This window comes from Nocardia sp. CA-107356 (genome assembly GCF_050946365.1).
Taxonomy (GTDB): domain Bacteria; phylum Actinomycetota; class Actinomycetes; order Mycobacteriales; family Mycobacteriaceae; genus Nocardia.
Window position 1 is genome coordinate 6,740,243 of sequence record NZ_CP191992.1, and the last position, 12,497, is coordinate 6,752,739.

Below are 12,497 nucleotides of genomic sequence, written 5' to 3' on the forward strand. Positions count from 1 at the left end.
TGCCGTCGCCGCGGCGGCTGACCAGCTGGATCACGACCCGCCCGGTTGATCTACCCGTGGAACGGCGCACTCTCCTCGACGAGCTCGTTGCCACGTGCCCCGGGTTCACTGCGGTGTACTGGGTTTGGTGCAGGTGAATTGCATGACGTCGATGCGGCCACAGCGAGCGTAGTCGGCGCATCCGGTCAGGTACCGGATGTAGGCGTTGTAGGTATCGGGTCCGGCCAGCTCGATGGCGCGGTCGCGGTGCTCGTGCAATGCATCGGCCCAATGGTCGAGGGCGGTGGCGTAGTGCGGTCCCATCGACTGCATGCCGGTAACGGTGAATCCGGCGTCTTCGGCGTGTGCGGTGACACCTTTGGGGTCGCGTCCGCTTGGGGGCAGCAGCGGGCCGCCGCCGAAGATGGTTTCGGTGAGAAACCGTGTGAACGCGTCATCGATGCTGGTGTGCTGAATTCCGTGTCCACGCAGTTGGTCGCGGTTGTCGCCGACGACGGCCTGCAGCAGCAGCACTCCATCGGCGGGCATTGTGCGGTAGGCGAATTCGAAGAACTCGCTGTAGCGGTCTCGTTCGAAGGGTTCGAACGCGCCGATACACACGATCCGGTCTGCGCGGCGGTCGAATTCCTGCCAGCCTTGCAGCCGCACCCCACCATAGGGGCGCCCTCGGATCACCCGGTCGACCAGCAGATTCCGCACATGCCGGTACTGGTTACGGCTGGGAGTCAGCCCGATCACATTCACCCCGTAGGTGTCCATGGCACGCAACATGGTCGAACCCCAGCCACAACCGACATCCAACAAGGTCATCCCCGGCCGCAGATCGCACTGGGCCAGAGCGAGGTCGATCTTCGCCAACTGGGCTCGTTCCAAGGCGTCGTCCGGGTGGGGCCAGAACGCGCAACTGTGGGTAAGGGTCGGGTCGAGGAACAGTGCGAAGAACTCATCCGGCAGCTCGGCGCGGGATCGGACCTGCGCGAAGGTCGGCTCCACCGATAGGTCGGTGATCCTTCGATGGGCCTTGCTGAGGCTCTGGCGGCTCAAACGTCTTCCTCCTGGTTTTGCTGGGCGCAGCGCATCTCCTTGTGTCCATGACATAACGGAAGCGATAGACTGACGGTCTCAATCTGAGACGCGTCCATTGAGACGGGCGCCACCATGGGTTGAGCAACAAGCACCGAGGTATGAGCAGATGCCGGATCCTCGAGCCGACGTCGCCGTGAGCCCAGAGAAGGCGCGCGAACAATTCCTCACCGTGGGTTCGCTCGATTTCCCGCCGGTGCGCGGCACTGTGCTCGATTCATGGTGCCGATCGCGCGCGCTGCAGATCCATCCCGACCGGGTGGAGCTGCCTTATGTGCGGGAACCGAATCTCGACTCCCCGCTGGTGAGCGCCGCTGAGCCAGTGCTGCGGCGGCTCGCGAGCGACCTGGCCGACCAGGCTGTCAGCGTCATCCTGACCTCGTCGGATGGGCTCTTGCTCGAGCGCTATGCCGCCGATGCCACAATCATGCGCACACTCGACGGTGTGCAACTCGCTCCCGGCTACAGCTATGCCGAGGACTTCGTCGGCACCAACGGAATCGGCACCACCCTGGAAACAGCCACCCCGACGTTCATTCGCGGCGGCGAACACTATCTCGGCACCCTCGGCGGGCTCGCGTGTGCAGGCTCGCCCATTCGCCACCCGCTGACGCGCTCGATGCTCGGCGTCATCGATCTCACCTGCTCGGCCAGCAGATCTGATCCGCTGCTGCTCGCCCTCGCCAACAGCGCGAGCAGCCAGATCCAGGACCGGCTCCGCGCGCTCGCCAGCGAAACCGAGACCGCGCTGCTGGAGACTTATCTGCGCCAATGCCGCCAGTATCCGCTCGGCGTGCTCGCGATCGGTGGCGACGTGGTGCTGATGAACCACTACCTGCGCCAGGCTCTTGACCCGCTCGACCAAGGGGCGTTGCTGCAATATTCGACCGACCTGGTTCATCCCGGGGCCGTCGACACCCTCCTGGCCCCGCTGCCGAGCGGTCAGACCGCAAGAGTGACGGCAGTCGAACGTATTTCGATACGTGGCAGCAGCTTCAACATGGTCCTGCATGTTCAGCTGGTCATTGACCGCGCCGTGCACCAGCCGATCGCACACGGCACGCTCGCATTGCCCGGCATCGCCGGTAGGAGCAGCTCGTGGCGGCGCAGCTGCCAGCAGGTCGAACGCTGCTGCCGGGATCGCGAATGGGTGATCATCGATGGCGAAAAGGGTTCCGGACGAACAAAACTCGCGAAATCTGTCGTCGCGCACGTCAGCCCCGGCAAGATGGCCCGGGTGCTGCGGACGGCCGACTTCGCCGACACCGAGGGCCTGCTGGCGGCGCTGCGCACCGAAACCGGCAATAGCAATTTCAACGTTGTCATCACAGATATGGACCGCCTGCCGACCGAGGCGGTCGAGCCGATCGCGGACATACTCCAGACCTGCGCCGGTCGCGGATGGATCGCGGCAACAATACATTCGGCCACGCCCGCTACGGCTCTCGATTCGCTACTGCCACTGTTCAGCCAGACCGTCGGCGTGCCCGCACTCCGGCACCGCATCGAGGATCTCGAAGATCTGGTCCCCTTCCTGCTGGGTGAGCTGACCAAGGGCGCCGAAGTCCGGCTTGCCCCGGACGCCATGCGCCAGCTCAACAAGCTATCGTGGCCAGGCAACGTCGCCCAACTACGCCGGGTGCTAGCCGAATCCATTTCACAGCAACGATCCGGTCTGATCCACATCGACAACCTGCCACCACAATGCCGTTCGCTGACCCGGCGCAGGCTGAGCCGGATCGAGGCACTGGAACGCGACGCGATCGTGCGCAGCCTGCAGGAGAACAGCGGCAACAAGGCCGAAGCCGCCGCGGCACTAGGGATGTCGCGGGCGACCATCTACCGCAGGATCAAGGACTTCGGCATCGAGTAGGCGTAGTTGCCCCGGATCGCGCCGGCACCCGCAAGCGGCGCTGCACTGGGCGGTGCGTACCGATCCGCCGCTGGCGCAGCGGCTCATCGCTGCCCTGGCGTGGTACTGCTGGTTAAGGGGTCGGCCCGGCGACGCGTCGAAATGGCCGAACATGGACTGCCCCAACTTGGTTCGGCGTCCATCGAGGAGTACGCGCTGTCCGCGGCGGTGGCGGCGCGGGCCGGCGGCGATTCGCGAGCGGCGATCGAACGCGCGGCTGCGGCGGTATCGGAATCCCGAACCCCTTTGCGGCGACCGCATCTGGTGTTTCTGCTCGCCATCGCGGGTGGTGTGGCAACCGTCGATCCGGATCGCTCGCGACTACTCTTCGGGCCTGACTCGTGGTCGCGAGCCTTCCTCCGATTAGGTGATGGGCTGCGGCTGCTCATGTCCGGGCGCATTCTCGACTCCAAGGCTGAATTCCACGGTGCCCTGGACGGTTTCCGCGCAACCGGCGACCGCTGAGCAATCGCCACGACGCTGGACAAACGTGCGGCGGTTGCCGACTGGCGCGGCGATCGACCGGTCGCCTTGACCTTGATCGATGAGGCTGTGGAGCTCGGCACCGCCGACGACACCGCCGATCTGCTCAACCGCTGCGGTGACATCTTGGCCGGCAGCGACCCCGACGCTGCCCGCGCCGCCCACGAACGCGCCGCCGAACTGTCCGTCGGTGAGTGACGGTGAGCCGATGGTGAGGGCATGGCGAGCGACCCCCATGAAGCTGCTTTCCATGACCGAGACACAGCAGTTCACCAAAACCTCCGGCGCGAGCATCGCCGGTCCGGCCCTCGCCTGCTGGCTGACCCATGACGGCGTCACCGTCACCATCGTCGAGCAGTCGCAGACACTGCGTGCAGGCGGCCACAAAGTCGATATCCACAGTGTGGCAATGGATGTCGTCGAGCGCACGGGCCTCATACCGCACCTGCGCCGGCGGGATCCAGCGCCGCTGCCGTGTGCCTGGGCGGGACTGTCGCGGGGGTCGGTGGCGGCGAGCGCCGCCAATGCGGTGGACAATTCGGGGCCACCGATATGCGCGGCGGCGCTTGGGTCGACGCGTCCGACAAGGCCCTCGCCACGCTGGGCCCCGAGCTGATCAGCCTGCACTCGCCCCGGCGATGACGAGGTGCTGCGCGGCGACCGCGACCGCATCCTCTTCGATGCCACCAAGTCTCGGCCTGCGGCTGCGGCAGCGCATCCTGCGGCAGCGCGTCGACGTGGACTCCGGCCGCCATCAACAACTCTTGCAGCCGGCGAAAGGGAGCTCCGATTCGTCCTCGACACCCGTGCAGCGCGGCCCTCGCCAGGGCCCGCCGGTGAGTCGCTGTCGAGGAGCTCGTGTCACACCGGCGGACCCTATGTCGTCGACCAATAGACAACCCGGCACGACAATGATGAACGAGGATTGAGAATGTCTATCGAGAACTTGCGCACCGCGGTCCGTGGCGGTGTGCTCCTGCCGGGCGACGCCGATTTCGATCGGGCGGCGCAGCCGTGGAACACCGCAGTCGCGCAATCCGTGGCCGCCGTGGTCGAGGCGGCCGATGCGCTGGATGTGGCGGCGGTGCTCGAGTACGCCCGGCGGGCGGGTCGTGCAGTGGTGACGCAGCCGACCGGGCACGGTGCGACCGGCGATATCGACGGCGCGATCCTAGTACGCACTACATGCTTCAACAGCATCGACATCGACGCCGAGCAGCGCGTGGCGCGGGTCGGCAGCGGCGTGCAGTGGGGTCAGGTGCAGGCCGCGGGCTGACGGGGCTGGCCGGGAGCAACCCGGTCGTGGGTGTGACCGGATACACCCTGGGCGGCGGTTTCGGTTGGTTCGCCCGGAAATACGGATGGGCCGCGAACGCTGTGCGCGCCGTCGAGATCGTCGACGCCTCCGGGCGTCCGCAGCGAGTCACCGCCGACTCCGATCCGGACCTGTTCTGGGCCTTGCGCGGCGGCGGTGGCGACTTCGCGATCGTCACCGGTCTCGAATTCGAATTGTTCGCGCTGCCCCGGCTCTACGGCGGGCGGATGATGTGGCCGGCCGATCGCACCCGCGAGGTCTTCGACCTGTTCACCGAGATCACCACCCGCGCACCCGCCGAGCTTTCGGTGTGGTTGCAGCGCTACCAGATTCCCGGCGCGGCGCCGACCGTCGCCATCGACTTCGCCTACCTCGGCGATCCCGCCGAGGGACGGCACCTGACCCGTCGGCTCGACACGATCGACGGCATCATGGCCGATACCCGAGGCGAACTCAGCCCGGCCGAGATCGGCAGGATCACTGCCGAACCCACCGATCCCAGCCCGTCGCTCTCGCGGGGCGAACTGCTCACCGATCTCGGCGACGCGGTGGTGAAGACTCTCATCGACGCACCCGTCGCACCGCTGCTCAATGTGCAGATCCGCGGTTTGGGTGGCGCGCTCGCCCAAGACCGGCCCGACGGCGGTGCCCGCGCAGCGCTCACCGAACCGTATGCGCTGTACCTGCTCGGGCTCGGGTTGCCCGACCTGCTCGTCGCCATCGGTGACCGCTTCGAGGAGATCATCGGCGCACTCGGGGCGAGCATCACCGGCGCCAAGCCCTACACGTTCCTCGCTCCCGGTGAGTCCGCCGCCGCGGCATTCGATTCGGACACACTGGTGCGACTGCAGGAGATCAAGCGAAACCGCGATCCACACAACGTCATTCGCGCCAACTTCCCGGTTCTGGGCTGACATCGCGCCGGCGGGGGGTGGCCATCGAAGCGACCCAGCGAATTGGGCTCCCACCGGCTTACATCGCACAGCGAATCGGTGCAGCGAAAGGTTCGTGTCAGAGCAGCAGGTCGGCCGCGCCCCGGTGCTCGCGGTGCTCATCGACGCCGACAACGTCCCAGCAGGACCTGAGCGCCCGCCATCTGGTCAGGGGGGAGGCCCGGCCGCAAGGCGACTCCGCCACGTCTTATGTGTCGTCATTTGATGTTATAATACGTTGAACAATGTCAAATTGACTCTGGTGCCGCACCGGCAACGCGAAGGACACGCCCCATGAGCTACCGCACCGAACAGGACTTGTTGGGTGAGAAGAAGATCCCGGCCGGTGCCTATTGGGGCATCCATACCGCCCGGGCCCGGGAGAACTTCCCGATCACCGGTACGACGATCGCGGCGAACCCGCACATGATCGTGGCCTTGGCGGCAGTGAAGGAGGCGGCCGCGCGCGCCAACGCCGAGCTGGGCCTACTGGCGCCCGATATCGCGGGTGCGATCGCCGCCGCGTGCGCCGACATCCGGTCCGGCGCACTGCACGACCAGTTCGTCGTCGATGTAATTCAGGGCGGCGCGGGCACCTCGACGAACATGAATGCCAACGAGGTGATCGCCAATCGCGCTCTGGAACTGCTCGGCCGCGACAAGGGCGACTACACCCGCATCCACCCGAACGAGCACGTCAATCTGGGGCAGTCCACCAACGACGCCTATCCGAGTGCGGTGCGGCTGGCGACCATCCGCGCACTGGGCGACCTGTCGGCGGCGATGGAGGTCCTGCGCGCCGAATATCTGCGCAAGGCAACGGAATTCGGTAATCTTCTGAAGATGGGCCGCACCCAGCTGCAAGATGCGGTGCCGATGACCCTGGGGCAGGAGTTCGGCACCTACGCGGTCATGCTCGGCGAGGACCGGCAACGTCTGGACGAGGCGGCGACCCTGCTGCACGAGATCAACCTCGGCGCCACCGCCATCGGCACCGGCCTGAACGCGGCACCCGGCTATACCGAGGCCGTCTGCCGACACTTGCGAGAGATCACGGATCTGCCGTTGCAAACCTCCGCCGATCTGGTGGAAGCCACGCAGGACTGCGGAGCCTTCGTGCACCTGTCCGGCGTGCTCAAGCGGATCGCGGTGAAATTGTCCAAGGGCTGCAACGATCTTCGGTTGCTGTCCTCCGGCCCGCGAGCGGGATTCAACGAGATCAATCTGCCTCCGGTGCAGGCGGGATCGTCGATCATGCCCGGCAAGATCAATCCGGTGATCCCCGAGGTAGTCAATCAGATCGCGTTCCGGGTGATCGGCAACGATCTCACCGTCACGATGGCTGCGGAGGCGGGTCAGTTGCAGCTCAACGCCTTCGAGCCGGTCATTCTGCATTCGCTCGGCGAAAGCATCACCCAGCTGCGGGCGGGGTGCCTGGTGCTGGCGCGCCGGTGCATTGCCGGGATCACCGCCAACCCGCAGGTCATGCGCGGGTATGTCGACAATTCGATCGGCCTGGTGACCGCGCTCAATCCGGTCATCGGATACCACGCCGCGACCCGAATCGCCAAGGAGGCGTTGGCATCCGGCCGCGGGGTCGCCGAACTCGCACTCGAACAAGGACTGCTACCGGCCGACGAGCTCGAACGGCTGTTGCGGCCGGAAAGCGTCGCACACCCACGCATGATCTCGGCCGACTAGAAGCCCGACCCGGCGCTCGGTTCCGGGCCGCGGCTCCCCGTGCGACAGGCAAGCCGTCGCCACTGCGGTTGCGAGCGTGTCAGCCCCGGCCGGGAGGCATGTTGTCCAGGTCGCGTGCGACGAGATAGGCCAGGTGACGGGCGACGAACTCGTCGATCAACGCGGTCGCGACCCGGCCGGGCCGGGAACGAGCGGTGGACATACGCTCGGCGAGGCGGTCGATATCCTCCGGCGCGTGCGCCGACCGCCGGAAGGTCCGCACACTGGTTTGTTCGAACAGATCGACGAACTTCCGGGCGATGTGATCGCAGTCGGCGCGCAGTTGCTCGACCTCGTCGAGCGCTTCGGCTGCCGGTATGCCGTCGGCGACGAGTTCCTCGAGCAGCTGCGCCAATTCGCTGTTGGCGACTCGATAGGTCGTGGCGTCACTCGGTTCGTATATCCCTGCGGTGACCACTCGGCGCAGGCCGTCGGGAGCATCGTGCAAACGCCGCGCGAGATCGGTTGCGGCAATGAACTTCTCGGAAATCAGGTCGGTCGGCTGCGATGACGCCGACGGTGCGGGCGCGGCGACGCCGAGGACGTCGGCCAGATCGTCGCCTCGATCCCAGGCCTCGAGCAGGCTACGGACACCGTTGAGCGTGATCCCGCGCTCGAGCAGCCGGCCGATGATCCGCACCCGGTTGAGATGTTCTTCGCCGTAGAACCCGGTGCGGCCCCTCATCTCCGGAGGTGGCAGCAGGCCACGAACGCTGTAGTCACGCAGCGTTCGCACCGTCACACCGGACTCGTCCGCCAGCGAACTGATCGTGAACTCCGCCTCTGCCGCCATACCTCCAAGACAACCACACCGAGCACTCGGCGGGCAGTACCTCCTCCTTGTATGTGACATCAATTGCCGTTATATTACATCAATCAATGACATGGTCTACGTCACAGGAGGAACCTCCATGACCACCGTTCGACCCCCGGCGGGCTCGGAAGCCGCAGAACACGGACTAGCCGATGAGGACGCCGGCTATCACAAAGCGCTCCGCCCCCGCCAGCTGCAGATGATCGCGATCGGCGGTGCGATCGGCACGGGGCTGTTCCTGGGCGCGGGTGGCCGTTTGAAGGAGGCGGGTGCCGGGCTGTTCATCGGGTATGCCATCTGCGGCATCTTCGTGTTCTTCATCCTGCGGGCCCTCGGCGAGTTGGTGCTGCATCGTCCCTCCTCGGGCTCGTTCGTGTCGTATGCGCGGGAGTTCTACGGGGAGAAGCTGGCATTCGGCGTGGGTTGGATGTATTTCTTCCACTGGTGCATGACCGGCATCGTCGACATCACCGCGATCGCCACGTATGTGCACTACTGGGGTGCGACGAAGGTGATTCCGCAATGGACGATCGCGTTGGTCGCCCTGGTGATCGTGGTCGCGATCAACATGGTGTCGGTGCGCTGGTTCGGTGAAATGGAGTTCTGGGCGGCGCTGATCAAAGTGGTGGCGCTGGTGGGTTTCCTCGTCATCGGGCTGGTGTTCCTCGCCGGCCGGTTCCAGATCGAGGGTGTCGACACCGGATTCAGTGTGATCAGCACGCAGGGCGGTCTGTTCCCACACGGCTTGCTGCCGCTGGTCTTGTCCACCACGGGGGTCGTGTTCGCTTATGCCGCAGTGGAACTGGTCGGAACGGCGGCCGGTGAGGCGGAGAATCCGGAGAAGATCATGCCGCGGGCGATCAATTCGGTGATCGCGCGGATCGCGCTGTTCTATGTCGGGTCGTTGGTGCTGCTGTCGCTGCTGTTGCCGTACACCGCGTTCAAGGCGGGGACCAGTCCGTTCGTTACGTTCTTCGACAAGCTCGGCATCGGTGGTGCGGGTTCGGTGATGAACCTGATCGTGCTCACGGCCGCGTTCTCGAGCCTGAACGCCGGACTGTATTCGACCGGACGCATCGTACGGTCGATGGCGATGAACGGCAGCGCACCCAGCGTAGCCACGCGGATGACCAAGGGTGGTGTTCCCTATGTGGGCATCCTGGCGACCGGCGTGATCGCGCTGGCCGGTGTCGGTCTCAATGCGGTAGTCCCGCAGAAGGCGTTCGAGATCGTGTTGAACATGTCGGCGCTGGGCACCATCGCGGCGTGGGCGGCGATCCTGATCTGCCAGCTGAAACTGTGGCAATGGTCCAGGGAAGGTCGCATGGAACGGCCTGCCTTCCGGTTGATCGGCGCGCCCTACACCAACATCGCTGCTCTACTTTTCCTGGCATCGGTGGTCGGCTTGATGGGGTTCGGCCGTGACCCGATTCAGCGCGGTGCCGTCATCGCCATGGTCGTGGTCGTGCTGCCGCTGATGGTCGGCGGCTGGTACCTCGCCCGACGCCGGGTCACACAGATCGCGGCCGCCCGCCAGGGATACACCGGCCAGTTCCCCGTACTCGCCGAACGCCCGATGGCGCTGGGCGAGCAAAAACAGGCGGGTTCCGACGACGACAACACAGGAACCCGTTGACGCAAGCCGGTCTCGACACCAACAAGTGACGCCCCCGAGACCGGCTTGCACCGCTCGGCAGCTGGCGATCCCAGCTGCCGAGCGGTTCGACGCGAAAGTGCCAGGTCGTGTCACAGACCTTCTATCCGGATGGCGCAGTCGTTCAAGCGTCTGTGGCACCAGTCTCCCTAGACTACGACAGTGGCCCGGCCGGATGGCCGCGGCGCGAGGGAGAGATCGAATGCCGGAAGATGTCACCGCATCCGGCCATGACGGGCCGTCTGCGGGGACGCTCCAGCCTGCGCTGGACACCGTTGCGACGCCTGCGGGGTCTACCCGCGCAGGCGAGGCGACCGAAACGAGCCGATTGCCGCGGGATCACGCGGGCGAAGGCGATATGGACTCCGCCGCAACAAATTCCGAACCGGATTCGGGCCGGGCGTGGGTTCGTTCCCGGCCCAGCGTACGACCGCTCGGTGCGGGTCTGGTCGCGCTTCCGGAGTCGACGCCGACCGACCCTGCCGCGGCCGTACTGCCTGATCCCGAGGTGCCGGAGAACAAGCGATTCTGCTGGAAGTGCTCGAAGCCGGTCGGTCGCTCCGACTCCACGGGCCCGGCCCGTCCGGCCGGCACCTGCGGGTACTGCGGGGCGTCGTTCAACTTTCGCCCCCTGCTCGGCCCGGGCGAGGTGGTAGCCGACCAGTACGAGGTACAGGGGTGCCTCGCCTACGGCGGCCTGGGCTGGATCTACCTCGCCCACGATTACAAGGTCAGCCGCCGCTGGGTGGTGCTCAAAGGCCTGCAGAATCCCCTGGATTTCGAAGCCAGCGTGGTCGCGCTCGCCGAACGCCAATTCCTCTCGGACACGGCGTATCCGGCGATCGTGAAGATCTTCAATTTCGTCACCCACCGCACCGTTGACAACATCGCGAGCGGCTACATCGTGATGGAGTACGTCGGCGGCCGCTCCCTGAAAACGATGCTCGACCAGCGTGCGCCGCAGCGCCTTCCGGTCGCCGAAGCGATCGCCTACGTGATGGAGGTACTGCCGGCACTGGACTATCTGCACTCGTACGGCCTGGCCTACAACGATCTGAAGCCCGACAACATCATGGTGACCACCGACGAGGTCAAGCTCATCGACCTCGGTGCGGTGGCGGCCTTGCAATCCGGCGGAAGCCTGTATGGCACACGCGGATATCAGGCACCCGAGTACGCCGAGACCGGTCCGACCATTGCGTCCGACATCTATACCGTGGGCCGGACCCTGGCCGCGCTCACCCTGGACATACCCACCGACGCGGAGGGACGCAAGCTGCCGGGGCTACCGTCGGGGCAGAACCTGGTGCTGCGCCGCTATCCCACATTCGAACGGTTCCTGCGCCGGGCAACCGATCCCGATCCCGCACAGCGGTTTCCGTCGATCCTTGTGCTGCATCGACAGCTCGACGGCGTACTGCGGGCCGTCCTCGCCGAGGACCATGACCGCGGATATCCGATGGCTTCCACCGTATTCGGCACGCCACGAGGCTATTTCGGGGTTACCACGCTGCTGCGGCAGACCGACGGGCTCATCGACGGCCGACATCGTCCACCCACTCTCGATGCGACGAGTGTGATTGCTGCGCTGCCGATTCCGCTGGTCGACAGTCTGGACCCCAGCGCAGAACTGGTATCGCCGCTGCTGCACGGTAATCCGACCCAGGCGTTGGAAACCCTGCGGCTGCACCGGGACAACATGGCCGCGGGAGTCGTTCCGGAACCGGAATCCTTCGAGCTGGAAGGGGCTTTGACGGCGATCCGCGCAGATCTCGATCTGGGCGCGGCCGATCGTGCCCGCGCCGAACTGGGACGCCTGCGATCCGAGCACCACCGGGACTGGCGCATCGACTGGTACACCGGCCTCGCCGATCTCAGCGACCGCGAATTCGAGGGCGCATACACGCATTTCGACCGGGTGCTCGACAGGGTGCCGGGCGAGGTGGCGCCACAACTGGCATTGGCCGCGACGGCCGAACTGATACTCCAAGCGAGCGACGAGATCGACGACATCACCCAATGGAGCCGCAAGGCGACCGAGCATTACCGCGCGGTATGGCGCGTCGATCGCGGTATGGCAAGCGCGGCCTTCGGATTGGCTCGGCGACAGTTCGCCGACGGTAACCGCGCGGCCGCCGTCATGACGCTGCAACAGGTGCCGGACGGTTCGCGGCATTACAACGCCGCACGACTGACTGCCTGTCTGCTGGTCACCAGCTCGCCCGGCGAGTTGGACCAGACGGACCTGTCCGAGGCAGCGGTCTGGCTGCAGACGCTCGGTGATGACCCCCGCCGGCTACAGATCCAGGCTGCTTTGTTCGGCGCAGCGATGGCTTGGCTGCGCGCCGGTGGCCGACCCGAGCCACAGGACGCCACGATCCTGGGATTCCGGGTAACCGAGGAGGGGTTGAGCGCAGCACTCGAGTCGACGTTGCGGAGCATCGCCCGAATCTCGCCCCGCCGAGTACACCGGTACGCCCTGGTCGACCTGGCAAATCGCGTGCGCCCGCGCTCCTGGTGGTGATCAGAGTGCCGAGTACGCGCCTACATAACTGCACGACCCC

11 protein-coding genes are annotated in these 12,497 nt (G+C 65.9%); 9 read left to right on the plus strand and 2 right to left on the minus strand.

Translation table 11 applies throughout. The features are described 5' to 3' along the window. Nucleotides 1-105: 105 nt before the first annotated feature. The gene (locus ACQP1G_RS30370; RefSeq protein WP_433193014.1) at nucleotides 106-1,044 is read right to left on the minus strand and encodes a class I SAM-dependent methyltransferase; all 939 of its coding nucleotides are present in this window, start codon (nucleotides 1,042-1,044) and stop codon (nucleotides 106-108) included. Between the two features lie 148 nt (nucleotides 1,045-1,192). Between ACQP1G_RS30370 and ACQP1G_RS30375 the strand changes: the two genes are divergently transcribed. From ACQP1G_RS30375 to ACQP1G_RS30405, 7 genes are all read left to right on the plus strand, one after another. After that, nucleotides 1,193-2,956 carry a sigma-54-dependent Fis family transcriptional regulator gene (locus ACQP1G_RS30375; RefSeq protein WP_433193015.1) on the plus strand — a complete coding sequence of 588 codons (1,764 nt, stop codon included), beginning with the start codon at nucleotides 1,193-1,195 and terminating at the stop codon, nucleotides 2,954-2,956. Nucleotides 2,957-3,097: 141 nt separating this feature from the next. Continuing rightward, nucleotides 3,098-3,460 carry a hypothetical protein gene (locus ACQP1G_RS30380; RefSeq protein ID WP_433193016.1) on the plus strand — a complete coding sequence of 121 codons (363 nt, stop codon included), beginning with the start codon at nucleotides 3,098-3,100 and terminating at the stop codon, nucleotides 3,458-3,460. A 66-nt stretch (nucleotides 3,461-3,526) separates the two neighbouring features. Next, nucleotides 3,527-3,676, plus strand: a complete 150-nt coding sequence (locus tag ACQP1G_RS30385; protein ID WP_433193018.1) for a hypothetical protein — start codon at nucleotides 3,527-3,529, stop codon at nucleotides 3,674-3,676. Nucleotides 3,677-3,728: 52 nt separating this feature from the next. Beyond that, entirely contained in the window at nucleotides 3,729-4,094 is a 366-nt protein-coding gene (locus ACQP1G_RS30390; RefSeq protein WP_433193020.1) for a hypothetical protein, read from the plus strand. Nucleotides 4,095-4,409: 315 nt separating this feature from the next. Next, a complete protein-coding gene (locus ACQP1G_RS30395; RefSeq protein WP_433193022.1) occupies nucleotides 4,410-4,754 on the plus strand; it encodes an FAD-binding protein in 345 nt (114 codons plus the stop codon). Between the two features lie 26 nt (nucleotides 4,755-4,780). Next, nucleotides 4,781-5,707, plus strand: a complete 927-nt coding sequence (locus ACQP1G_RS30400; RefSeq protein ID WP_433193024.1) for an FAD-binding oxidoreductase — start codon at nucleotides 4,781-4,783, stop codon at nucleotides 5,705-5,707. Nucleotides 5,708-6,019: 312 nt separating this feature from the next. Continuing rightward, the gene (locus ACQP1G_RS30405; RefSeq protein WP_433193025.1) at nucleotides 6,020-7,426 is read left to right on the plus strand and encodes an aspartate ammonia-lyase; all 1,407 of its coding nucleotides are present in this window, start codon (nucleotides 6,020-6,022) and stop codon (nucleotides 7,424-7,426) included. A 79-nt stretch (nucleotides 7,427-7,505) separates the two neighbouring features. On the opposite strand, the gene ACQP1G_RS30410 is transcribed toward ACQP1G_RS30405, so the two are convergent. Further along, nucleotides 7,506-8,258, minus strand: a complete 753-nt coding sequence (locus ACQP1G_RS30410; RefSeq protein WP_433193026.1) for a MerR family transcriptional regulator — start codon at nucleotides 8,256-8,258, stop codon at nucleotides 7,506-7,508. Nucleotides 8,259-8,376: 118 nt separating this feature from the next. On the opposite strand from ACQP1G_RS30410, the gene ACQP1G_RS30415 reads away from it, so the two are divergent. Then, the gene (locus ACQP1G_RS30415) at nucleotides 8,377-9,915 is read left to right on the plus strand and encodes an amino acid permease (protein WP_433193027.1); all 1,539 of its coding nucleotides are present in this window, start codon (nucleotides 8,377-8,379) and stop codon (nucleotides 9,913-9,915) included. Between the two features lie 220 nt (nucleotides 9,916-10,135). Continuing rightward, entirely contained in the window at nucleotides 10,136-12,457 is a 2,322-nt protein-coding gene (locus ACQP1G_RS30420; RefSeq protein WP_433193028.1) for a tetratricopeptide repeat protein, read from the plus strand. Nucleotides 12,458-12,497: the final 40 nt, after the last annotated feature.